Source organism: Nonomuraea sp. B10E15 (assembly GCF_039871615.1).
Lineage (GTDB): Bacteria > Actinomycetota > Actinomycetes > Streptosporangiales > Streptosporangiaceae > Nonomuraea.
Map to the genome: position 1 here is coordinate 368,432 of NZ_JBDPMB010000001.1, position 22,613 is coordinate 391,044.

Sequence of the window (22,613 nt, forward strand, 5' to 3'; positions counted from 1 at the left end):
GCGGTGTCAGGGCGCCCAGGCTCGGGCCGTGCGCACGATCTCCTCCAGATGGCCGCTGTGCGCGCCGTGCCAGTAGACCTGGCCGCACTTCCCGCACCGGCCGTAGGCGTCGTAGCTGCGCCGCGTGCCGGCCGCCAGCAGCGGCTCGATCTCGACCTTGGCCACCTGCTCCAGCTCGCCGTTGCACGCCGTGCAGCGGGTCCACGGGCGCAGCGGCGGCGCGAAGCGCTCCAGCAGGTCGCGGAGCTGGTCGGTGGGCCGCGAGCCGCGGACGTACGCGCCCAGCCACAGCGCGCGGCGGCGCAGCAGGCCGCGGTCCTGCGTGAGCAGCACCCGCCGCTCCTCGTTCGCCTGCGCCACCAGCGCCGGATCGTCCATGTCGTTGTGGTAGGCGGTGTCGATGCCGAGCAGCCGCAGCCGCCGCGCCAGCGTGCCCAGATGCACGTCCAGCAGGAACCGCGGCTCTTCGGGCAACTGCTGCGGGCGCGGCACCGGGTGCACCTCCACCACGTCGCCGGGCGCGGGCTGGTAGGACGGCGGCACGCCCTGGGCGCCGGCCACGATCATCGGGCCGACCTCCGTCAACGGGATGCCGATCGACTCGACGTGGTGCCCCAGTGTGGAGGTGCCGTCGGGGGCGACCTCCTGCCACTCGCGTCGCCGGCTCACCGGCAGGAACATCCTCAGCTCAGAGGCGATGCGCAGGCGTGCAGTCACAATCCCCATTCTGGTGGACCGGACCGCGGGAATTCATGCTGATATCTCCTGGTGCGCGCTCACCTCAGCGGCGGATTCGCGTTCTTCGCCCGCTCCAGCGCCAGGTCGCCCCACCACTGGCCGCCCTCCGGCGACACGACACCGCGCTCGGGATCCTCCTCGCCGCCGGTGCCGCGCCTGCACCGGCCGCCCGACTCGCCCGGCCGCGCGATCCACAGGTACGCGTCGACCAGCTCCTCGCCCGTCTCCGTGGTGGGCCGCGGTCCGACGCCCCTGCCCGGAGGGTTGCACCACACCTGCGGATCCTCGTACTTCTTCTCCTTCGGCCTCCACGAGCCCTGCCCGTTCCTGGCGGTGTCGATCACGAAGTGCGGCATCCTCGACCGGTCCAGCGGCGCGTCCTGCGGGCACTCGTCGCGGCCCGTCGCCAGCTGGACGCTGACGCACGCCGACAGCGCCTCGCCGTACTCGACGCTTCCCTCCGTACGCTGGTAGCCGGCGGTGTTGACGAAGAACCCGTCCGCCTCCTCGATCCCCGCCCCGATCAGCCGCCGCGCCATGATGTCGGTGCCCGGCCAGTAGTTCTGGCTGCCGTCGAGATAGACCGCCGTGCGAGGGCCGGACCTGAGGCTCCGCACGGCCTGCCTGAGGTCCCGGTAGCGCTGCTCGGGAGAGCCGTCCGCGTCGCACTTCTCCGTCCCCGGCAGCTTGACGAGGCTGGACGGCTCCAGGATGACCACCGCCCCGGCCCGGCCGATCTGGCGGGCGATGCCCTTGATCCACTCCTGGTACGCCGCCATCTCCTCGGGCTCGATCGGCAGGCAGTCGCTTCCCGGCATGTAGTTGATCAGGAACACCGGGACACCGCCCTCCTTCTCGGCCGCCCTGATCGTGTCGTCCACCTTCGACCTGACCTCGGGCTGGTTGAGCCGGATGGCGTGGGGGACCGCGGCCAGCCTGCTCATCAGCTCCGCGTCCTCGGGGCGATCCTTCTGCCACAGCGCCGCCTGCCTGCTCGCGCCCGGCTCGGGCGGGGAGTAGAACGGCACCTTCCCCTGGGCCATCAGCGGGTTGCGGGCCGCGCCCGCCGGCCGGGTCGCGTCCTGACCTGCGGTGCCGTTCTGCCCGGCGGTGGCGGTGGCTTCGTACGCCGTCGTGCTGCCCGAGGTGCCTTCGTCACGCCACACGAGCGCCGCCGACACCCCGGCCACCGCCACGGCCACGGCCGCGGCGGCCGCCATCAGCTTGCGCCGCCCGCCCGCCGCCGCGAGCCGCGACAGCCCGCGCCTCGGGACGTCCCCCGGCCCGCCACCATTCGCCGCTTCCGGACCGCTCCGATCCCCCAGACCGTTGTGCCCGTCCTCACCCGAGCCTGCCGGCCCTCCGAAACCGTCGCGACTCCCTTCGGGACCCACGGAACTTCCTGGACCCTGGGCCGGCCCGGCGGTGTCATCTGCGACGGCGGGTCGCCCGTCTCCTGACCCCGCACTGCCGCCTGTGCCTGCGGCATCCCTTCCTGGGATCGGCGTGCCAGGGCCGGTGGTGGTGCTCACCCCGGAGCCCGAGGTGCTGAGGCGGTCCATCAGGTCCTGCGCCGTGGGGCGTTCAGCGGGGTTCTTGGCCAGCGACGCCACCACCAGGTCCCGCAGCGGCCCCGTGAGCCCGCGCAGGTCGGGGGGTTCGTTGACGATGCGCAGCAGAACCGTCGGCACCGAGCCCGACCCGAACGGCGGCACGCCCCCGGCGGCGAAGGCGACCGTACAGCCCCAGGAGAAGATGTCCGACGGCGGCCCGATCGTGACGCCCGACACCTGCTCGGGCGACATGTACGACGGCGTCCCCACGATCGTGCTGCTCATCTCCGCGCCCGCGAGCTGCGCGATGCCGAAGTCGATGACCTTGGGTCCCACCTGCGACAGCAGCACGTTCGACGGCTTCAGGTCACGATGCACCACCCCCGCCCCGTGGATGGCGCGCAGCGCCATGGCCATCGAGACGGCCAGCCCGTCGAGAGCCGAGCCCCTGAGCGGCCCCGAGGAGCGGACGACGTCGTCGAGGCTGGGACCCTCGACATATTCGGTGACCAGATAGGCCAGGTCACCCTGGACGTCGGCGTCGAGGACGGGAGCGGTGCAGAACCTGGCGACCCGCTTGGCGGCGGCCACCTCGCGGGCGAAGCGGCGCCTGAATCCGGCGTCCGCGTCCAGCCTGGCGTGGATCAGCTTGACGGCCACCTGCGTGCCGTCGGGGGAGCGGCCCAGGTAGACGACGCCCATGCCGCCTTCGCCCAGCCGGCCCAGGAGGGTGTACGGGCCCACCTGCCTGGGGTCTCCGTCTCTCAGCGCCTCCATGGTCATAGTGGGTCAGGTTAGCTCCCCGCGCGCCGGATGATCCATGCGCGCTACACCTCCATGCGCCACTCGGTCCATTCGTCGAAGAGCTCGAATCCCATGGCCTCGTTGATGGCGAGCATGTGGCTGTTGCTGGTGGCGTTCCAGGTGATGACGCGTTCGAGGTGCGGCTCGCGCTCGCGCAACCACAGCAGGTTGCCCAGCTTGAGCAGCAGGCCGAGGCGGTGGCCGCGGTGCGCGCCGAGCACCGTCGTGTCGGCCTGCTCCGCCCAGCCGTCAGAGCGGTCGGCGTCGAGGTAGATGCGCGTGTAGCCCGCCGGGGCGCCGTCGGAGTCGCGGCGGGCGATCGAGGTGTAGCAGGTCCGGCCCCCGGGGACGATGCCCTCCTCGCGGTGCAGCAGGCGCTCCGGGCTGAAATTCGAGTCCTCGACGCCGCTGTCGCGCGGGGCGTCGTTCATGCCGCCCATCAGCGTGACGAGGTCGGTTACCAGCTCGGGGCCCGCCGGCCCGGAGAACCGTTCGACGTGGTAGCCGGCGACCTCGGGGATCATCCGTTCGAGCGCCGCCCAGTCCACCTTGCGCAGGTCGAGCATGCGGCGGGCCTCGACGAGCGCCACCTCCATGCCGCGGGCGCGCGCGAAACGGGCGCCGGCGCCGGTGACGGGTGTCTCCGCCAGCAGCAGTCGCCTGCCGTGATGGCGCAGGCGGCCGAGCACGTGCCCGAACAACTCCGTCCCGAGCCCGCGCCGCTGGTGTTCGGGTCGTACGGCGAAAGGGAAGATCGTGCCGAGGTGGGTGTTGTCGAGCAGCGGGAGCGACATGCCGTAGCCGCCGACGACCCTGCCGTCCTCCACGGCCACCCAGACCTCGGCCCGCCCGCCGGGCCTGTGCGCGCAGAAGTCCCTGCGGAAGCGGGGGAGCGGCGGCTGGGGACCAGGGTCGTCCGCGGAGGCGGCGGCCACATAGGCGTCGTACAGGCCCGCGACCATCTCCTCCGGCGGGTCGTCGAGGTCGATCGGCTGGATCCGCATGAGGCCAGCAAAGCGCACCAGCGGCGGTCCGGCGACAGGTTTTCCCGCCGCCTACTGGCGGTAGTTCTCCACCTCGCCGGCGGGCCTGGCCGCGGCGTCGTCGGGGTCGTCGCCCGCGTTGCGCCTGGCCCGGCGCTGCCTGAGCAGGTCCCAGCACTGGTCGAGGGCCATCTCCAGCTCCTTGATGCGCGCGTGTTCCTCGTCCGTGGTCACCTCGCCCGCCGTCAGCTTGTCGCGCAGCTTGTGCTCCTCGCTGACCAGGGCGCTGATCCTGGTGAGAATCTCGTCGTCCCGCATGCTCAAGACTCTAATCACCCCGTGATAGAAGACGCACTATGGCTGGTATTGCGCTGGTAAGGAAGCCCGGTCCCCGAATCGCCGAAGGCATCGTCACCCACATCGAACGCGAACCCGTGGATCACCGGCGGGCCCTCGCGCAACATGACGCCTACGTCGAGGCCCTGGCGGCCGGCGGATGGCGGCCCGTGTACGTGCCGCCCGCCGACGAGCTGCCCGACTCTCCGTTCGTGGAGGACGCGGTGGTCGTGTCGGGGCGGCTGGCGGTGCTGACCAGGCCCGGCGCGCAGGAGCGGCGGCCGGAGGTGGACTCCGTGGCGGCGGCCGTACACGAGCTCGGGCTGACGGCCGTCAGGATCGCGGCCCCCGGCACGCTCGACGGCGGCGACGTGCTGCAGACCGGCGCCACCCTGTACGCCGGCAGGTCGGCGCGCACCAACGACCAGGGGATCGAGCAGCTGGCGGCCCTCCTCCCCGAACGCGAAGTCGTGCCCGTGAAGATGCGGGGCGTGCTGCACCTGAAGTCGGCGGTGACCGCGCTGCCCGACGGGACGCTCATCGGAGATCCCCGGCACGTGGACCTGCCCGACCTGCTCGTGCCGGAGGAGGAGCCGGGTGCCCACGTGGTGCCGCTCGGCGGCGACCGCGTCCTGATGGCCGCCTCGGCGCCCCGGACCGCCGCCATGCTCGAACGGCGCGGACTCGCCGTGACAACCGTCGACATCTCCGAGTACGAGAAACTCGAAGGCTGCGTGACCTGCCTCAGCGTCCTCATCCCGGACTGACACCTACGACCCTTCCCCGGACAGGCGACGCCTCGCCCGACCGCTTCTCACCATCCGAGACCCGGGACGGCGCATGGCGAGACGTCTGGTACCGTCGTTGGCATGCTGCGCGGCCTCCTGCTTAGCTGCCGCGGCGGGGGCCTCTAAGGCCGGCTCCCTCGCCGCGGAGCCTGTCGTGCGCGTCGGCCGCTTCCTTCCGTCCGAATCAGGAGCAGCAGCCATGACCGCCCAGCAACCCAGCCCTATGCCCATCCATCGCCATCAGCCGTTCGAGCCCGTACGCCTGCGCGACCGCACCTGGCCTGACCAGGTCATCACCAAGGCCCCCCGCTGGTGCGCGGTTGACCTGCGCGACGGCAACCAGGCCCTGATCGACCCGATGGACCCCCACCGCAAGCTCCAGATGTTCGAGCTGCTGGTACGCATGGGCTACAAGGAGATCGAGGTGGGCTTCCCCGCCGCCTCGCAGACCGACTTCGACTTCATCCGGCAGATCATCGAAGAGGGCCGCGTCCCCGACGACGTGGTCATCCAGGTGCTGACCCAGGCCAGGCCCGAGCTGATCGAGCGCACCTTCGAGTCGATCGAGGGCGCCAAGCAGGCCATCGTCCACCTGTACAACTCCACCTCCACCCTCCAGCGCCGCGTGGTCTTCGGCCAGGACAAAGACGGCATCACCACCATCGCGGTCGAGGGCGCCAAGCTGGTGAAGAAGCTCGCCGACGCGACCGACGTCGACGTGCGTTTCCAGTATTCCCCGGAGTCGTTCACCGGCACCGAGCTCGAATACGCCGTCGAGGTGTGCGACGCGGTCACCGAGGTGTGGCAGCCCACCCCCGACCGTAAGACCATCCTCAACCTGCCGGCCACCGTCGAGATGGCCACGCCCAACATCTACGCCGACCAGATCGAGTGGATGCACCGCAACCTCAAGCGCCGCGACTCGATCATCCTGTCGCTCCACCCGCACAACGACCGCGGCAGCGCCGTGGCCGCCGCCGAACTGGGCTACATGGCGGGCGCCGACCGCATCGAAGGCTGCCTGTTCGGCAACGGCGAGCGCACCGGCAACGTCTGCCTGGTCACGCTGGGCATGAACCTGTTCTCCCAGGGCGTCGACCCCGAGATCGACTTCAGCGACATCGACGAGGTCCGCCGCGTCACCGAATACTGCAACCAGCTGCCCGTCCACCCGCGCCACCCGTGGGGCGGCGAGCTCGTCTACACCGCCTTCTCCGGCTCCCACCAGGACGCCATCAAGAAGGGCTTCGAACACCTCGAGAAGGACGCCGTGGCGGCGGGCGTGCCGGTCGACGACTTCACCTGGGCCGTCCCCTACCTCCCGATCGACCCGAAGGACATCGGCCGCACCTACGAAGCGGTCATCCGGGTCAACAGCCAGTCGGGCAAGGGCGGGGTCGCCTACATCATGAAGGCCGACCACCAGCTCGACCTGCCGCGCCGGCTGCAGATCGAGTTCTCCAAGGTCGTACAGGCCCGCACCGACACCCAGGGCGGCGAGATCAGCCCGGCCGCGATGTACGACGTCTTCCGCGACGAATACCTGCCCAACCCCACCAACCGGTGGGGCCGGCTCAGCCTCATGGCCCACCGCCACGAGTCCACGGAAGAACACGACCGCATCAGCGCCGACGTCCGCCTCGACGGCGAGATCCGCGAGGTGACCGGCACGGGCAACGGCCCCATCTCCGCCTTCATCGACGCCCTCACCCAGGTCGGCATCCGGGCGCGCGTCCTCGACTACGTGGAGCACGCGATGAGCGCGGGCGCCGACGCCAAGGCCGCCTCCTACCTGGAGTGCGACGTGGACGGCCAGGTGCTGTGGGGCGTGGGCGTCGACGCCAACGCCACAACCGCCGCCCTCAAGGCCATCATCTCCGCCGTCAACCGCGCCTTCCGCTGACCGCAGCCTCCACCGCCGACCCCCGAACGGACCGGCGGGGCTTCCGGCTCATTCGGTACGCACCCACGAGGCTGGCCACCCTCCTCGACCGCGCTCCAGAACAGGGGTCGCGGTCGAGGAGCCTCCGGTCTTACGTGCCGGGAGTGCAGTCGTACAGCTCGCCGTAACGTTTCTGGGCGATTCGCATGAGCTCAACCAGGTCCTTGATCCCATCCCTGCCCTTGGCGACTCGGGCCAGGTAGATGTCGATCATTCGATCCTTCCCACCACACCGGAACTTGGCGCTCACCTGATATGGCTGCTCAGCGAAAACAGATTTTGGCATGTATACGGCCATGCCGCTGCCGAGATCTTCGGGAAGGGTGTGGCCGCCGTGCCTGCTATAGATTTGACGCCTGTCGTTCATCACGAAATCCAGATGCTCCTGGCTCGTTCCGCCGCCAACTTGTAGCCAGCCCACCTCAAGCGGGTGAGGGGTCATATCAGGAGCCCAGCACTCACCACTCTTCTCGTCGCCGGCCGCTTTCTCCGCGAGAACTTTTGTCGCACCGCTCACTAGGCGAAACGCCTGCTCGGGGATCAATCTACAGACATAGGGAGAAGAATCCACGATCGGCTGGGTGAGTGGCGCCGGTGTGTGCACGATGTCGCTCTTCGTAGTGCAGGATGCGGCGAGCAATGGGAGAGTAGTCAGGGCGGTTAGGACGCGAAATTTCCTCATTTTTCACTTCCTCAGGGTGGGATCTCTAGATCGAGATAGTCGTCCACCTCGCTAGTCCGCCGGAAGGAGGCATTGAAACGATCGAGAAGATCGCTTCCCCCGCCCTTCCTGCGAGCCCAGTCCAGAAAATCGCTATATTCCTGCGGGCTCATCTGGGCAAAAGGTTTGATCGTAGGAGGATTTCCTGTGGCGAATAGCCGACCCTGCATTCTGGTGTCGTCAAGCAGGCCTCTGTTCAGCATCGCTGAGGCGAGCATCTGCTCGGCCAACCTCTCGACCCCCAGGCGATTGTCCGCAAGTGTCCGGTGCGTCTCGTCCAAGTTAGGACTGCGTTCGGGCGTCTGCTGAGCAACCTGCTTGGCGATCTCGTCATATGCGGCTCCGGCGAGCTTGTCGTATCCCTTGCCTACCAGTTCGCCGAAGGCTCCAGAGGCGATTTCGCCCACCTGCCGGGCTCCAGGTACGGGGAGTAGTCCCAGCGCATTGGCCACCATGGTCTTCAGTGCCTCGTCCGCCTTCTTGTCGCCCAGTCCCTGAGCGATCAGCACTTGGCGACGGGTCTCCACGATGTGATTGAAGGGCCGGGCCTCCGCCACGGTTCGGTCCGTCAGGAACTGCTTGATGTCGGCCTTGTCGACCCGTCCATCCCCGTCGAAGTCATACTCCTTGACGTCCGCCTTGGTGAAACCGAGTCGTTCGACGTTGGAGGCGTTGAGGCCGACGGGAGGCACTGTGGCGAGCGCCGCTCGCATGTGTTCGGTCTGTGCGCGTATCAGTGCCTCGAACCCCGCGTCGTTGGAGGTGGCGAGCAGCAACGCGTAGGACATGTCCTGCGCCGCGACTGGGCCGAAGGTCGCGTGGTTCAGGTAGAGCCGTGATAGCTCGTCGATGTTGGCCGAGATCGCCCGGGCGAGTGGGTAACTCAGCGCGGCGTACCGGTCGAACACCTCCCGGTTCCGGATTTCCAGGTTGCCGCTGTCGGCCTTGCCGAAGGCGCCGCGTACCTCGTTGGAGAGGATCTTCGTCATGTCGGCGGCCAGCTTCCGAGACGTGGCGTCCTGGCCGGTGGTCGCGGTCACCAGCAGGTCGTTGAACGGCGCGTGGTCCTTCGTGTGGAGGGCGGCTTCCCAGCGGGTCGTCAGCAGGTAGTCCAGGACGGATTCCTTCCACCCGGGCGGAGTGTGGTTCAGCAGGGCATGGGACGCTTCCCGGCTGGACTTGGCCGCGTGGAACAGGTCGTCGATCACGGACGACCGTGCCTTGGCGCCCGGAGCCCCCGCATGGGTTTCGGGTCTCAGCAGGGTGCCGAGGCCGAGTGCGCCGGCCAGGTCGATGATGGGGATTTGGGTTCCTGCGAAGAAGCGGCCCAGAGAATCTCTGCTCGCCGCCCATTCGTCCTTACGTTCCTCGTGCTCATAGACGATCACGTCGCGTCCGACGGTCTCCATGAACCCCTTCGAGTACGGTGGCTTACCGTCGTGGGCTCGCCAGATGAGCGCCTGCGCCTGGTAGCCGGAGTACGTCGTGCCGCCCGTCTTGTGCTGGGCCCGGCCCTGCTGCACGAGTTGCTTGAGGAATCCGGCGCCCGCATACGCCGGATTCTTGGGATCCGTTCCTCTGGCCAGGGCGGCGCTCAGCATGCGCAGCGCCTTGCTGCCTCCGCTGGCGAGCTGAGCGACGCGTCCGGCGTCGCCGTGGGCCCTGGCGTCGCGCAGCTGGGCGGCGAGCGAGCCGGGGAGCCGCGTCAGGCCCTGGGCGCCCAGCGTGCCGAGGAACGCCTTGACGAACTCCGCATCTCCTCCTCTTGAGGCGTATTTCTCTAGCTCGGCCAGCGCCGTGGAGTCACCGCCTGTGGCCTTCAGCGCCGCGCGGCCGGCGAGCGTGCCGTCCAGCAAGCCTGCGGCAGCCTCCAAACCGTCGGGCATCTCGAGAAAGCTTCCGGCGGGCGTGCTCCGGCCCAAAGTGATCCGCTGCCGTTGGAGCTCGTGTACGAGTTTCTGCCGCCGCCGTAGATCTTCGGCCTGTGTGGTGACTCGCCCGGCCAGCTGCCGCAGTCGCGTCGCCGGTGAGGTGTCGAGCCCTGCGCTGCGAAGTTCACTGTGCAGAGCCTGGGCCAGTTCTTCCAGCCGCCTGGCCGCCTCGGTGTGCTTGCTCGTCATCGTGTCGAAATCGGGCTGCTTGACCCCGGTGAACTCGGTCATGGCTTGTCCGGGATGGACGCCAGCTTCTGGTCCGCGCTGTGGACGGCCTGCCTGAGCAGGTCGCGCAGCTCGCGCTGGTCGGCGTGGAGCTGGGCGTCGAACCGGCCGCCCGTCGGACCCACCCACGCGTCCCTCTCCATCAGGCGGCAGGACGGATCGAGCGACCACCAGTGCTCGTCGGACAGCCGCTGGATCCGCTGCGCCACGGCACGCATCGCCTCGCGATCGAGGTCAGCCACGATGATCCCCTCGCACGGTTCGCTGCGCCGGAACAGGTCAGGAGGCGGCACGTCGCCCACATCATTCGCACGGTAATCAACAGCGCATCAACAAAACAAGTTGAACCCCGGTGAAAGGTATGGCGCGTTCGAAGTTTGCCCGCAGATAGGGATATCAGCCTGGCTGATGACAGTTTCGCTCCGGGTGTGGCGAAGTGCAGAGTCATCGTACGATTCTGCTGATGTGCGACATACCACGACGTGCTGCTAGACGCCCGACTAGCCTTCACCGGGATATCCCCTGAGCGGCGGAGGCTGCGACCCTGTCCACCAGGGACGGACCTCCCCAGTCATCCGCGCTCAATTACATCTGAGTGAGAAACACGCCAGACGCCGGGAGAAAGAACCACACCCGGGCGCTGGCGGTGACCAGCATGAACGTCAACTGTGTGTCACTATGCTCACCGTCAAACCTTGCGCCCGCCACCGGTGCGGGTTGCCATTCCCAGCTTCGCAAAGGCAGGAATGCGGTGAACGAAGAGGTACGGATCCTCGCCTTGATCACGCGTCTCCGGGCGCTCGAGGCGAGCACGCATGCCGGAGACGGCACTTCCATGATGACCGACATCGCCCAGATGCAGGCGGATATCGCCGACATGCGGGCCGAGATGAGACACCACCTCGCGGCTCTCTGCGACGAACTCGCCGGCCTCCGCCGCCATATGGACAGCTGCTTCGCTGTCATCCGCTCCGAACTCATCCCCAGGCTCGGTGCGCCCCCGCCCGAGATCAATTAGCCGTCCTGAAAACAACCGGTTTTCTGGACGGCTTGCTCAGGCCGGCGAGGGACGTTCGACACGAATGCAGGACGCATCGGGAACATCCCTCGTCGGGCCAGCGGTAGTCAGTCGAATTCGCCGCTCTTCACGCCACTGATGAAGGCGTTCCATTCGCCTGGGGTGAAGATGAGGGCAGGGTAGGTGGGGTTCTTGCTGTCACGGACGGCTCGGTGTCCATGGGACAGTTCGGCGACTTCAACGCAGTTTCCACCGTTGCTGCCCGAGTAGGAGGACTTGATCCAAGTGGCTGCCCGTAGCTCCTGGGTCAGCTTGTCCATCGCTGCGTTGTCTCCTTGATCAGGTTTACGGAATCGCGCTGGGACAGTGCTTCGGAACGGATCCCTTCATAGCGCAATGCTAGAGTTTTGACACTCTCTGTCCAGTCTGTTACCTGAGCGTTGGAGGCGGCTTCGACGTATGCCGTGTCCGGGGTTCCGTGAGCTTGTGTGACAGCGAATCCCCCAAGAAGTCCGGTCGTGCAGTAGGCGTCGAGAGGGAGAACCTGGATGGTGATCCGGGGCGCCTGGGATGCTTCGAGAAGGCGAGTGAGTTGCGCGGCCATCACGGCGCGACTGCCGATCGGTCGGTGGAGGACACCCTCGTCAAGTACTACCCAGAGGAGGGGTGGTCTGGGCCGCCGTAGGATCGATTGCCGTTCCATGCGCGCGGTCAGGTGCTCTTCATTTCCTCTGCTGTCGCACGCAGATGGCTGGGAGATGACCACCCCGTGGTCGACGAGGCCGTGCTGGCCTTGTCCGAGCTCGTGACGAACGCCCTTCGGCACTCCAACGCCAAGCCGTACACCCTGATCGGCCTCACGGTCGCGGCGGCCGGTGGGGCGGTCTACGTCGGCGTGCGGGATCCCGGCTCCACGTTCTCCGCACCCCATATACGGCAGGAGCCGGAGGCGGAGGATGGCCGCGGGCTGCTGATCATCAATCAGATCGCCCAGGAATGGGGTGTGCGGGAGCACGGCCACGGGCTTGGCCGCACCGTGTGGTGCGCCATCCGAGCCGTCCCTCCTCTCGCCGCGTCGGCGCCCGCACCGGCCGAGGGTTCGGCTGGGGATGTGGCAGTGGAGATCCGTTAGCTGGTCGACTGCCGGAAGGCCGTCGATCACCTTCGTGACCGTCCGTACGCCAGGGTCAGAAGCGCAGATCCTCCCAGTCGATGGTGAGGGGGAGCGGATTGGTGATCGTGGGGGCGGGATCGGCTTCGGTCATCAACGTTCCTACGCTCTTGTAGAGCATCGAGGCAGGGTCGAGCCGGTAGCGCTCGATGGTGGACACGCCGGTCTGGTCCAGGTGGACGATCCAGTAATGAGGGATCCCTGCCTTGGCGTATTCGGCGACCTTGTCGACGGTGTCCTGGGTTATGGAGCCGGGTGAGACGATCTCGACGACCAGCAGCGCGTGAAGCCAGTCGTCGGCCGGCGATCTGGTGCCCAGGGGACGGAGATTCGCGATAGACCACGTATCCGTCCACGATCTCGATGGCCCGTGAGATCTCCTCTGGGAACTGCTCGTAGTCCTCGGCGGAGATGCGACTGGGCTGAGGGCGGATGCTGTGGATCCAGCTGTCTTCCGGCAGGGCTGCCATCGGCGCTCCTCAGTCGCAGGTGGTGACGTCAGCTTACGGAGAAATCATCGCCGACGGCTCACGGTGACCTGGGCAACACCCGGTTAGTGAACGTTGCGTTTCTATGGAAGGACGTTTACTCTCCTTAGAGAACGGTTCGTTCTCTAAGGAGCGATGTCATGGGCTTCGTGCTCTCGGGCCTGATCCTGACGATGTTGCTGGGTGCGCTCGACCAGACGATCATGGCGCCCGCGCTCCCCGCCGTCGCGGGTGACCTGGGCGGGCTCGACCAGATGCCGGTCGTCGTCACCGCCTATCTCGTCGCGGCCACCGTGGTCATGCCCGTCTACGGCAAGCTCGGCGACAGGTACGGTCGCAAGCCCGTCATGCAGGTGGCCATCGTGGTGTTCGTGTTCGGGGCGGTGCTGTGCGCGCTGGCCACCTCGATGCCGCAGTTCATCGCCTTCCGGGCCGTGCAGGGGCTGGGTGGCGGCGGGCTGATGATCGGCGCCCAGGCCATCATCGGCGAGATCGTCAGCCCGCGCGAGCGGGGCCGCTATCTCGGTTTCATCGGGGCCGCCTACGTCGTGGCCGCCGTGGGAGGGCCGCTGATCGGCGGGCTGTTCATCGACCGGCTGAGCTGGCGGTGGATCTTCGCCATCTATCCGCCGCTCGGCCTGATCGCGCTGGTCGTGCTGAGCGTGACGCTGCGGCTGCCGAAGCCCCGCGCGCGGGCTCCGCTGGACGTCGCGGGCGCGCTCGCCCTGGCCGTCGCCGTGGTCGGCATGGTCATGGTGGGGCAGACCCGCGACCCCGTCTACCTGGTCGTGGCCACCGCCGGGCTGGTCGCCTGGCTGGTCAGCGCCCGGTACGCCAAGGACCCGATCCTGCCGCTGCGCCTCTTCCGCGACCGGGCCTTCGCGATCCCCGTGGCGATCAGCCTGCTCATCGGGTTCGCGCTGTTCGGGACGATCACGTACATGCCGGCCTACCTGCAGATCGCGGCGGGCACCAGCGCCACGCAGGCGGGCCTGCTGGTGACCGCGCTCATGGGCGGCGTGCTCGCCACGACCGTCGTGTCCGGCCGGCTGATCACGCGGACCGGGAAGTACAAGCCCTATCCCGTCGCCGGCACGGCGGTGGCCGCGGCAGGGCTGGGGCTGATCGGCCTGGCCGGCGCCTCGCCGCTCGCGCTCGCCCTGGCCATGTTGCTGACCGGGCTGGGCGTCGGGCTCGTCATGCAGACCATGGTGCTGGCCGCGCAGAACGCCGTCGAGTACGCCGACCTCGGCACCGCCACGTCGTCGGTGACGTTCCTGCGCCAGATCGGCGCCTCGGCGGGGGTCGCGCTGGTGGGGGCGCTGATCACCATGAGATCCGGCATCGCGGCCACCGACCCGGCCGTCCTGCCCGCCGGCGTGCGTGAGGCCTTCGCCGCCGCCGCGCCGCCGGTGTTCGCGGCCATGGCGCCGCTGCTCGCGGTGGCGTTCGTGCTCGCGCTGGCGCTGCCGGCGCGCCCGCTGCGCACCACCGCTCACGCCGAGGAAGAGGCCGTGAAGCCGAGAAGAGGCCGTGAGTGAAAGCCGGTGCCGAGAAGAGGCCGCGGCTGGAAGCGAGGGGACGGCCGTGCAGGAAAGCCGGGGACAAGCCGCGGGTGCGGGCGGTGGACGAGTTGTGGGTGCCGGCGGTGGGCCGGTGGACGCAAACGGTGGACAAGTCGTGAGTACGAGCCGAGGAGATGCCGTGAAAGCGGAGAGAAGCCATGAGAATCAGGAAGATGCCATGAAGCTCGTCGCACCCCTGGACGCCTTCGGCCATGACGATCTGGCCGTGGCCGGTGGCAAGGCCGCCAACCTGGGCGAGCTGGTCAGGAAGGGCCTGCCCGTGCCGGGTGGCTTCGTGGTCACGACTCACGCGTACGAGCAGGTCGCGCAGGGCCACGACACGCGCGAGCACTTCGAGCGGGTGGAGTTGCCCCCCGGCCTGCGGCAGGCGATCGCCGACGCCTACGCCGGGCTCGGCGGCGGGCCCGTGGCCGTGCGCTCCAGTGCCACCGCCGAGGACCTCCCGGGCGCCGCGTTCGCCGGCCAGCAGGACACCTACCTCAACGTCGTCGGGGAGGAGGCGCTGTTCGACGCGGTGCGCCGCTGCTGGGGTTCGCTCTGGACCGAGCGCGCGATCGCGTACCGCGCGAAGCTCGCGATCGACGGCTCAGGGGTGCGGATCGCGGTGGTCGTCCAGAGCATGGTCGAGGCGGAGATGGCCGGGGTCATGTTCACCGCGAACCCCGTCACCGGCGACCGCGCGCAGCTCGTCATCGACGCCAGCAGCGGTCTCGGGGAGGCCGTCGTCTCCGGCCTCGTCACGCCTGACCACTATGTGGTCGACGCTTCGGGACACGCCGACTTCACTCCGGGCCGCCGCGAGGTGGTCATCCGCGGCACCTCCGGCGGCGGCGTCGCCCGCGAGACCGGCGCGGCGGCCACCGCCGAGCGGCTGCCCGACGCGGTGATCGCGGAGCTGACCCGGCTCGGCAGGGAGGTCGCCGACCACTTCGGCCGCCCCCAGGACATGGAGTGGGCGTACGCGGGCGGCCGGGTGCACCTGCTGCAGGCCCGCCCGATGACCGCGCTGCCGCCGCCACCGGTCGGGAAGCTCAACCCGATCCAGCGCCGGCTGGTGACCGTCCTGCTCGAATATCTCCCTGAGCGGCCCTATCCGATCGACGTGACGACCTGGCTGCCGTACGGCCCGGCCGGGCTCATGCGCAAGGTCACGTCCTCGTTCGGGATCAAGGGCGCTTTCGAGAACTTCCTGAGCGAGGAGGACGGGGTCGTCTACCGGCTCGTGCCGCCGAAGCCGCATCCGTCGCCGAGGATGTTGCTCACCCCGTTCCGGCTTCTGGCCAGGGCCAGACGGTACGACCCCGCCCGCTGGACCGAGGACCCGCGCTACCGCACCTTCCTCGCGCAGGCCAGGGAGCTGGCCGCGCGCGATCTCGCGTCGATGCCGTGGGAGCGGCTGATCCGCGTGCCCAGGGAGACGCTCGACGTCGTGCAGCCGGTGGCCGGCCTGCGCATGGACTACCTGCCGGGCTCGGGGCTGGCGCTGCTGCGGTTGCTGGTGACGGTCCGGCGGCTGGGTCGCCGCGAGGCGTTCGGTGACCTGCTGGCCGGGGCGCGCACCCGCACCACCGACGCCAACGAAGCGCTGGAACGGCTCGCGGAGGTGGCCAAACGCACCGGCGCGCTCGACGCCGACCCGCTGCCCGCCGAGTTCGAGGCCGAGTTGCGGGCGTTCCTCGCCGAGTACGGCCACCGCGAGACGTCGAGCCCCATCCTCGTCACCCCGCCGACCTGGGCGGACGCTCCGGAGGCCGTGCTCGGCCTGGTCAAGGCCCTGGCCGGCGCCCCACCCGAGAGGAAGGAGGGCGACGACGCGCTCGACCTCCTGCTCCGCCACCCTCGCCTGCGTTCGGAGCGCCGCCGCGCCAGGGTGCGGCGGCGGGTGGCGGCGGCTCGCGCGGGCGTCGCCTTCCGCGAGGACAGCCACTTCTCCTTCACCCTGCCGCAGCCCGTCCTGCGCAGGTCGCTGGTGGAGATCGGTCGCCGCCTGGTCGGCGTGGGGGTGCTCGACCGTCCTGAGGACGTCTTCCACCTGCGGCTGGAGGAGCTCGAAGCGATCGGGGACGTGACCGCGTTGCCTCCTGAGAGCCGGGAGCGGCTGCGCGGGACGGTCACAGAGCGGGCGGCCAAGCGGGAGGAGCTGTCCGGCGTGCGGCTCATCGACCCCGCCGCGGTCTTCCCTCCCCGTGAAACGGGCGACGCGCTGCTCAGCGGGGCGCCCGCGAGCGGCGGCGTCGCGACCGGGCCGGTGAAGCTGATCAGGGAGCCGGCCGACTTCGGCAAGCTCAACGGCGGCGACGTGCTCGTCTGCCCCTACACGAACCCGTCGTGGACGCCGCTCTTCCAGCAGGCGGCGGCCGTGGTCGTCGACACCGGCGGCGCCGGCTCGCACGCGGCGATCGTGGCCAGGGAGTACGGCATTCCCGCCGTCATGGGCACGGGCACGGGTACGTCGGTGCTCCAGGACGGGGAGATCGTCACGGTCGACGGCGGTGCGGGCACGGTCGCCCGCGCTACCTAGGATGCAGGTCATGGTCACCGACCACCGCAAGCGTCCGCGGCGCCGGGGCGAGGCGCTCAACGCGGCCATCCACAAGGCGACGCTCGACGAGCTGGCCGAGGTCGGCTACGCCGGGCTGACCATGGAGCGGGTCGCCGAGCGGGCCAGGGCCAGCAAGGCCTCGCTCTACCGGCGCTGGCCCTCCCGCATCGAGCTGGTGATGGAGGCGGTCTACAGCTCGCTGCCCACCCCGGAGTCCTCGCCCGACACCGGCAACTTCCGCGACGACCTGGTGGCGATGCTCCGCCGTACGGCACAGGCGTTGTCGGGTCCGGCCGGCGAGGCGATGCGCGGGCTGCTCGGCGAGGCGCTGCGCAACGAGTCGCCGCTGAACGCCATGCGGAGGAGCAGCCAGGGCGCCGGGAGGAGGATGATGGAGGAGATCGTCCGCCGGGCCGTCGAGCGCGGCGAGGTCGATCCCGGCGACGTCACCGCCCGGCGGCTCGACGCCGGGCAGGCGCTGCTGCGGCAACACTTCCTCTTCGAGGGCACGCCCATCCCGGACAGCCTCGTGGTGGAGATCGTTGACGAGGTGCTGGTGCCGCTGCTCAAGCGGGGGTAGCCGGCTCGCCGCGACCCTTGCTCAAGCGGCGGTGAGCCGGTCCGTCGCGGCCCGGCCCTGCCTGAGCGCGAGCCGCGCGGCCAGCCCGGCCATGCAGACGCTGACCAGCGCGCCGGCGGTGACCGCCGCCACGAACGTCCACGGCGCCCGCGTCAGTCCGAGCAGCATCAGGGCAGCCACAGGCAGCCAGGCCAGCGTGTTGATGATGGCCGCCACCGCGAGCACGGTGGCGCCGGTCCTGACTTCGGACGTCAGCGGGGGTGCCTGCGCCGCCACGGCGATCACGGGCAACGAGAACGCCAGGACGGGCGGGATGAGGAAGCCGCCCGTCATCGCGTTGCCCAGCGGTCCGGCGGGGTAACCGGCGTCGGCGAAGGCCACCGCATAGTAGATGGAGCCCAGCAGCGTGATGGGGACGGCGACGGCGACCGCTGTTCTGACCACTTGCCGGGCCGTCACCTGCGTCATGAGCCCCTGCCCTGGGCTGCCCAGGGCGCTGGAGGCGGCGAGCACGACCGGCGTCACCGCCAGCGCCCCCATGAGCCCCGCCGTGACGAACAACGACATCGCCGTCCCCTGCAGCGTGTGGGCGAGTGCCCCCATGTGCGTGGCCTCGGCCCAGAGGCGGTGGAGGCTCTGCGGGTCGCGCACCCCCGGATTCCACAGGAGCAGCAGAGCGGTTCCCAGCATGCACAGGACGGCGGCCGCGGGAATGCGGAACGGTCGCCCTCCTGGGATGAGCCGGTGGTGGAGCCACGCGTCGGCGGCGCCCCCGACCAGGTCGAGCACCGTGCGCACGCGCACCGGCCGGGAGGCGACCAGGTCGGCGACCTCCTCGCCGTAGCGCTGCCGCCACGCGTCCGGATAGAGGCTCAGCACCGACTCGGCGATGATGCGCAGGATCACGACAACCCCCAGGAGACCGCGGTGCGCCGCACGCCCGCCTGCTCGATGCGCCGCAGCGTGGCGAGTTGCTCGCGCAGCGCGTCACGCCCGCTCTCGGTGATCCGGTACGGCTTGCGCCGCTCGGCGGTCTCGACGGGCTCGATCCATCCGCGCTCCTCCAGCCGCATCAGCGCGCCGTAGAGCGTGCCGGGCTCCAGGGCGGTCCCCGAGAACTGCTCGATGTCGTGGATCATCCGGTAGCCGTGTTTCTGCCCCTCGGCCAGGCTGATGAGCACCAGCAGCGCCACGTCGGTGAAGCGGCCGAGCTCGGATGTCTTCCGTGCCATGTATTCAGTAAAACTTAGTAAGTGTCACTGAGCAAGCCCCATCGTGGCCGCCGCGAGGCGCATCGCGTGCTCGAACGCCGTCCTGCGGTTCTCGATCACGTTGTTGAACTGGCCGAACACCTCGAAGTTGACCCATCCGTACAGCGCGGTCCACGCGGAGACGGCCTGCCAGATCACCGCGTCGGGCACGCCCGGCATGAGCTCGCGGAACGAACCGGCGTCGGGTTCGAGCTCTTCGGGGCCCTCGTCCGGCGGCGGGGCGATCGCGCCGGCCTCCCAGGCGTCGGAGACGATCCGGCCGTACGCGGCCACGTCGCGCACCCTGGCCGCGATCGTGTCCTGGGGCGCCTGGTAGCCGGGCACGGGGGAGCCGTAGATCAGGGCGTATTCGTGCGGGTGCGCGACGGCCCACTCGCGCACCGCGTGGCAGGCGGCCAGCCACCGTCCGGGGAAGTCGTCGCGGGGGCAGGCGGACTCGGCCTGCTCCACGGCCTCGCCCAGGGCGTTGTAGCCGTCGACGATCAATGTGGTGAGCAGGTCATCGCGGCTCGGGAAATAGCGGTAGATGGCGGATGAGACCATGCCCATCTCCCGCGCGACGGCCCGCAGCGACAGGCCGCCCGCCCCCTCCGTGGCGAGCTGGCGCCGCGCGATGTCGGTGATCTCCCTGGTGAGCTCGGCCCTGACGCGTTCTCTTGCGGTACGGCTGGCAGTCATGCACAGCAGGCTATCAGAGCGGTGTCAAAATTCGAGAGCACTGCTCTTGACGAACATTGCTCTCTTAAGCGAGCATTGCTCTCGCAAGCGAACGGGTGGTCTCTGGAGGTCCCGATGCTCAGTCTCGCCAACCATGCCAACAGGGCGCTGATGTTCCTGCTGGAGCTGGGCGTGCTGGCGTCGGCCGGTTACTGGGGCTTCACGCTCTCCCCCAGCTGGGCGATCAAACTGCTGGCCGGGCTCGGTGCTCCGGCGCTGTTCGTCGCGGCGTGGGCGCTGTTCGGCGCGGGAGGCGGCGCCAACGCCACCTTCCCGCTCACCGGTCCGGCACGCGTCGCGCTCGAGATCGTGTGGTTCGGTGGTGGCGCGGCGGCGCTCCACGCCTCCGGGCTGACCACCTCCGCGGCCGCCTTCGCCGCGCTCTTCGTCGTCAACGCGGTTCTCCGCATCATCTGGAAGCAGGTCTGATCATGGGTAAGCACGTCGTCGTGGGCTCCGGCCAGGTCGGCTCGCACCTCGCCGCCAAGCTCGTCGCGCAGGGGCACGAGGTCGTCGTCGTGACGCGCTCGGGCCGCGGCCCCGAAGGGGCGGTCAGGGTGGCCGCCGACATCGCCGACCAGGCCAGGCTCATCGAGATCGCCAGGGGCGCCGACGTCCTCTACAACTGCGTCAACCCCCAATACCACCGCTGGCTCACCGACTGGCCGCCGATGGCCGCGTCGTTCCTGGCCGCCGCGGAGTCGAGCGGGGCCGTGCTGGTGATCCTGGGCAACCTCTACCCGTACGGGCCGGTCTCCGTCCCGATGACGGAGGATCTGCCGCTCGCCTCCACCACCCCCAAGATGCGGGTACGCGCGAAGATGTGGACCGACGCCCTGGCCGCGCACCGGGCGGGCCGCATCAGGGTGACCGAGGTGCGTGGCTCCGACTACTTCGGTCCCGGCGCCACCGACCAGTCCTACCTGGGCGATCGGTTCATCGCGCCGCTCAGGGCGGGCCGGGCCATCCCGCTCGTCTGGCCGGCCGACGTCCCGCACAGCTGGACGTACCTGCCGGACGTGGCCGACGCGCTGATCACGGCGGGCGGTGACGAGCGGGCCTGGGGCAGGCCGTGGCACGTGCCCACCGGCGCGCCGCTGACCTTCCGCCAGCTGGGGGAGAAGATGGCCGCGCTGCTGGGGCGGCCCGCCCCCCGGATGAGGCAGCTGCCGTGGCCGCTGATGTGGGCGGCCGGGCTGTTCTCGCCCTTCATCGGCGAGCTGAAGCACACGCGCTACCAGTTCGTCGCGCCCTACGTGCTCGACTCGTCGGCGTTCGAGCGTACGTTCGGCGTGGCGCCCACCCCGATCGAGGCGGCGCTCAAGGCTACGCTCGACGTGTGAAGACAGCCATGATCGGCCTGGGCGACATCGCGGAGAAGGCCTACCTTCCCGTGCTCTCCGCGCAGCCCGCCCTCGATCTGCACCTCTGCACGCGCAACACGGCTCGGCTGGACCGGCTCGGCGATGCCTACCGGATCGCCGCCCGGTCGTCGAGCGTGGACGAGGTGATCAAGGACGGCGTCGAGGCGGCGTTCGTGCACGCCGCCACCGACGCCCATCCCGAGATCGTCGAGCCGCTGCTCAGGGCGGGCGTCCACGTCTACGTCGACAAGCCGATCGCCTACACCCTCGCCGAGTCCGAGCGTCTCGTGCGGCTGGCCAGGGCCGAGGGGAGGTCCCTGATGGTGGGCTTCAACCGCCGGTACGCGCCCGGATATGTCGGACTTGCCGCTCACCCCCGTCATCTCATCCTCATGGAGAAGAACAGGGCTAATCACCCCGACAAACCCCGGCGGGTGATATTTGATGACTTCATCCATGTGGTGGACACCCTCCGCTTCCTCGCCCCCGGCCCCGTCACCGACACCACGATCAGGACCCGCGTCCGCAACGGCCTGGTCGAGCACATCGTCCTGGAGCTGTCCGGCGACGGCTGCACCGCCATCGGCGTCATGAACCGGGCCGGCGGGGTCTCCGAGGAGTCCTGCGAGGCCATGGGCGACGGCGCGAAGCGGCGCGTGGTCAACCTCGGCGACGTCATCGACCACCAGGGCGGCGAGACCCTCGCCAGGCGGCCCGACTGGGTGCCGGTGGCCAGGCAGCGCGGCATCGAGCAGATCTGCCTGGAGTTCCTCTCCGCCGTACGCGAGGGCCGGGTGATCGACGCCGGCGACGCCCTGGCCACCCACGCCCTCTGCGAGGAGATCGTCGCGCGCGCCGCCTGACCCGCGCCTGTCGCCGGAGCACCGGCCTGACCGCTCCGGCCCGCCCGCGCCGCCGACCCGTGCCCGGAGGTGTCAGCCGCGCTGCCTGAGCCGCATCGTCCTGTCGGCCCTGGCGAACATGCGCTTGAACGGCTTGTCCCCGAGCCGGGCGAGCACGGTGTAGCCCTTCGTGTCGCTCAGCGGGCTGGAGGACGACACGACTCCGGCCACCGAGCCGCCGTACAACGCGGGCCCGCCGCTGCCGCCGGCGGCGGCGTGGCAGTTACGGGTGACCATCAGCCCCGGCCCCTCGGAGACCGCCTCGGCCGCGTCACCCAGGCACCGGTACAGCCTGGTGCCCCCCGGATAGCCCTTGCCCGCCGGGTAGCCCAGCAGCTCCAGACCCTGCAGCGTGGTGCCCCTGTCCGTGGCCATCGGCCGCAGCCCCCGGCCGGTCACGGCCTCCAGCGGGCGCTTGCCGCGCCCGACCCCCACCAGCCCGATGTCGTACGGGAGAAGCCCGGGCGAGTACGGCCGGTTGCGCCATCTCGCCGGCACCCACGTGCGTACGGCCGGCCAGACGCCCAGCCCCGGCCGCCCGCCGTCGTAGCCGGGCAGGAAGGCCAGATTCTCGAGCACCCGGCCACGGTGGTAGAGGCAGTGCGCGGCCGTCAGCACCAGGCTGCGGCTGCGCGAGCCGATCACCGTGCCCCCGCACAACACGTCCCGCCGCGAGACGGGGTCGTGACCGAGCAGCACGCCGGTGAGCCGCCGCGCCCCCGTGTAGGGGCGCGGGACCGGCGCGTAGCCGAGGCGGTCTCCGTCAGGAGTCAGGACGCGCGGGGCGGGCACGTTGCGCTGGGACACCTCGGTGACGGCGGACGGGTCGAGCAGGGCGAGGGACAACACCAGCCTGAGCACCCGGCCAGCCTACGGGGCTGATGATCAGCCCTCTCACCTGCGACATCCGTCTTTACCGAAGGTTCGCAGAAAGCCGCGCCCTTCGGGTT

23 protein-coding genes are annotated in these 22,613 nt (G+C 69.7%); 9 read left to right on the forward strand and 14 right to left on the reverse strand.

Features of this window, described 5'->3' with window-relative positions:
• Positions 1 to 6: 6 nt before the first annotated feature.
• Genes ABGB14_RS01765 through ABGB14_RS01780 form a run of 4 tightly spaced genes read right to left on the reverse strand, consistent with a single transcriptional unit; the run spans position 7 to position 4,396 of the window.
• On the reverse strand, positions 7 to 726 hold the full coding sequence (locus tag ABGB14_RS01765) for a Mut7-C RNAse domain-containing protein (protein WP_347641718.1): 720 nt from the start codon (positions 724 to 726) through the stop codon (positions 7 to 9).
• A 50-nt stretch (positions 727 to 776) separates the two neighbouring features.
• The gene (locus ABGB14_RS01770) at positions 777 to 3,074 is read right to left on the reverse strand and encodes a glycoside hydrolase family 6 protein (RefSeq protein ID WP_347641719.1); all 2,298 of its coding nucleotides are present in this window, start codon (positions 3,072 to 3,074) and stop codon (positions 777 to 779) included.
• 44 nt (positions 3,075 to 3,118) lie between these two features.
• Positions 3,119 to 4,099 carry a GNAT family N-acetyltransferase gene (locus ABGB14_RS01775; RefSeq protein ID WP_347641720.1) on the reverse strand — a complete coding sequence of 327 codons (981 nt, stop codon included), beginning with the start codon at positions 4,097 to 4,099 and terminating at the stop codon, positions 3,119 to 3,121.
• A gap of 51 nt (positions 4,100 to 4,150) precedes the next feature.
• Positions 4,151 to 4,396: a DUF2630 family protein gene (locus ABGB14_RS01780; RefSeq protein ID WP_347641721.1), complete on the reverse strand. Its 246-nt coding sequence runs from the start codon at positions 4,394 to 4,396 to the stop codon at positions 4,151 to 4,153.
• 38 nt (positions 4,397 to 4,434) lie between these two features.
• On the opposite strand from ABGB14_RS01780, the gene ddaH reads away from it, so the two are divergent.
• Positions 4,435 to 5,181, forward strand: coding sequence for a dimethylargininase (gene ddaH, locus ABGB14_RS01785; protein WP_347641722.1), 747 nt, complete (start codon positions 4,435 to 4,437; stop codon positions 5,179 to 5,181).
• Between the two features lie 220 nt (positions 5,182 to 5,401).
• Complete coding sequence (gene leuA, locus ABGB14_RS01790) at positions 5,402 to 7,105, forward strand: 2-isopropylmalate synthase (protein ID WP_347641723.1); 1,704 nt, start codon at positions 5,402 to 5,404, stop codon at positions 7,103 to 7,105.
• A gap of 130 nt (positions 7,106 to 7,235) precedes the next feature.
• Here leuA and ABGB14_RS01795 read toward each other — a convergent pair whose 3' ends face one another.
• The 5 genes from ABGB14_RS01795 to ABGB14_RS01815 all read right to left on the reverse strand — a co-directional run bounded on the left by ABGB14_RS01795 (position 7,236) and on the right by ABGB14_RS01815 (position 11,362).
• A complete protein-coding gene (locus ABGB14_RS01795; RefSeq protein ID WP_347641724.1) occupies positions 7,236 to 7,748 on the reverse strand; it encodes a hypothetical protein in 513 nt (170 codons plus the stop codon).
• Positions 7,749 to 7,837: 89 nt separating this feature from the next.
• The gene (locus ABGB14_RS01800; protein WP_347641725.1) at positions 7,838 to 10,027 is read right to left on the reverse strand and encodes a hypothetical protein; all 2,190 of its coding nucleotides are present in this window, start codon (positions 10,025 to 10,027) and stop codon (positions 7,838 to 7,840) included.
• Positions 10,024 to 10,266 (reverse strand): hypothetical protein, encoded by a 243-nt coding sequence (locus ABGB14_RS01805; RefSeq protein ID WP_347641726.1) that lies wholly within the window; start codon positions 10,264 to 10,266, stop codon positions 10,024 to 10,026. The genes ABGB14_RS01800 and ABGB14_RS01805 overlap by 4 nt, the downstream gene beginning before the upstream one ends.
• Before the next feature lie 446 nt (positions 10,267 to 10,712).
• Positions 10,713 to 10,967, reverse strand: a complete 255-nt coding sequence (locus ABGB14_RS01810) for a hypothetical protein (RefSeq protein ID WP_347641727.1) — start codon at positions 10,965 to 10,967, stop codon at positions 10,713 to 10,715.
• A gap of 182 nt (positions 10,968 to 11,149) precedes the next feature.
• On the reverse strand, positions 11,150 to 11,362 hold the full coding sequence (locus ABGB14_RS01815) for a DUF397 domain-containing protein (RefSeq protein ID WP_347641728.1): 213 nt from the start codon (positions 11,360 to 11,362) through the stop codon (positions 11,150 to 11,152).
• Positions 11,363 to 11,757: 395 nt separating this feature from the next.
• Between ABGB14_RS01815 and ABGB14_RS01820 the strand changes: the two genes are divergently transcribed.
• Positions 11,758 to 12,174 carry an ATP-binding protein gene (locus tag ABGB14_RS01820; RefSeq protein WP_347641729.1) on the forward strand — a complete coding sequence of 139 codons (417 nt, stop codon included), beginning with the start codon at positions 11,758 to 11,760 and terminating at the stop codon, positions 12,172 to 12,174.
• A 55-nt stretch (positions 12,175 to 12,229) separates the two neighbouring features.
• On the opposite strand, the gene ABGB14_RS01825 is transcribed toward ABGB14_RS01820, so the two are convergent.
• Positions 12,230 to 12,715, reverse strand: coding sequence for a Uma2 family endonuclease (locus ABGB14_RS01825; protein ID WP_347643110.1), 486 nt, complete (start codon positions 12,713 to 12,715; stop codon positions 12,230 to 12,232).
• Positions 12,716 to 12,841: 126 nt separating this feature from the next.
• Between ABGB14_RS01825 and ABGB14_RS01830 the strand changes: the two genes are divergently transcribed.
• From ABGB14_RS01830 to ABGB14_RS01840, 3 genes are all read left to right on the forward strand, one after another.
• A complete protein-coding gene (locus ABGB14_RS01830; RefSeq protein ID WP_347641730.1) occupies positions 12,842 to 14,242 on the forward strand; it encodes an MDR family MFS transporter in 1,401 nt (466 codons plus the stop codon).
• A 202-nt stretch (positions 14,243 to 14,444) separates the two neighbouring features.
• On the forward strand, positions 14,445 to 16,808 hold the full coding sequence (locus ABGB14_RS01835) for a PEP/pyruvate-binding domain-containing protein (RefSeq protein ID WP_347641731.1): 2,364 nt from the start codon (positions 14,445 to 14,447) through the stop codon (positions 16,806 to 16,808).
• A gap of 1 nt (position 16,809) precedes the next feature.
• Entirely contained in the window at positions 16,810 to 17,409 is a 600-nt protein-coding gene (locus ABGB14_RS01840) for a TetR/AcrR family transcriptional regulator (RefSeq protein WP_347641732.1), read from the forward strand.
• A gap of 21 nt (positions 17,410 to 17,430) precedes the next feature.
• Here the strand turns inward: ABGB14_RS01840 and ABGB14_RS01845 are convergent, their stop codons facing one another.
• From ABGB14_RS01845 to ABGB14_RS01855, 3 genes are read right to left on the reverse strand one after another with little or no spacing between them, the layout of a single operon-like run.
• Complete coding sequence (locus ABGB14_RS01845) at positions 17,431 to 18,315, reverse strand: hypothetical protein (RefSeq protein WP_347641733.1); 885 nt, start codon at positions 18,313 to 18,315, stop codon at positions 17,431 to 17,433.
• On the reverse strand, positions 18,312 to 18,641 hold the full coding sequence (locus ABGB14_RS01850; RefSeq protein ID WP_347641734.1) for a helix-turn-helix transcriptional regulator: 330 nt from the start codon (positions 18,639 to 18,641) through the stop codon (positions 18,312 to 18,314). Before ABGB14_RS01850 ends, ABGB14_RS01845 begins: the two co-directional genes overlap by 4 nt.
• A 24-nt stretch (positions 18,642 to 18,665) precedes the next feature.
• Positions 18,666 to 19,358: a TetR/AcrR family transcriptional regulator gene (locus ABGB14_RS01855; RefSeq protein ID WP_347641735.1), complete on the reverse strand. Its 693-nt coding sequence runs from the start codon at positions 19,356 to 19,358 to the stop codon at positions 18,666 to 18,668.
• 114 nt (positions 19,359 to 19,472) lie between these two features.
• Between ABGB14_RS01855 and ABGB14_RS01860 the strand changes: the two genes are divergently transcribed.
• Genes ABGB14_RS01860 through ABGB14_RS01870 form a run of 3 tightly spaced genes read left to right on the forward strand, consistent with a single transcriptional unit; the run spans position 19,473 to position 21,624 of the window.
• Entirely contained in the window at positions 19,473 to 19,826 is a 354-nt protein-coding gene (locus ABGB14_RS01860) for a YrdB family protein (protein WP_347641736.1), read from the forward strand.
• A gap of 2 nt (positions 19,827 to 19,828) precedes the next feature.
• Positions 19,829 to 20,740, forward strand: coding sequence for an NAD-dependent epimerase/dehydratase family protein (locus tag ABGB14_RS01865; protein ID WP_347641737.1), 912 nt, complete (start codon positions 19,829 to 19,831; stop codon positions 20,738 to 20,740).
• Complete coding sequence (locus tag ABGB14_RS01870; protein ID WP_347641738.1) at positions 20,737 to 21,624, forward strand: Gfo/Idh/MocA family oxidoreductase; 888 nt, start codon at positions 20,737 to 20,739, stop codon at positions 21,622 to 21,624. Before ABGB14_RS01865 ends, ABGB14_RS01870 begins: the two co-directional genes overlap by 4 nt.
• Before the next feature lie 72 nt (positions 21,625 to 21,696).
• On the opposite strand, the gene ABGB14_RS01875 is transcribed toward ABGB14_RS01870, so the two are convergent.
• Positions 21,697 to 22,524 carry a hypothetical protein gene (locus tag ABGB14_RS01875; protein ID WP_347641739.1) on the reverse strand — a complete coding sequence of 276 codons (828 nt, stop codon included), beginning with the start codon at positions 22,522 to 22,524 and terminating at the stop codon, positions 21,697 to 21,699.
• Between the last annotated feature and the right edge of the window lie 89 nt (positions 22,525 to 22,613).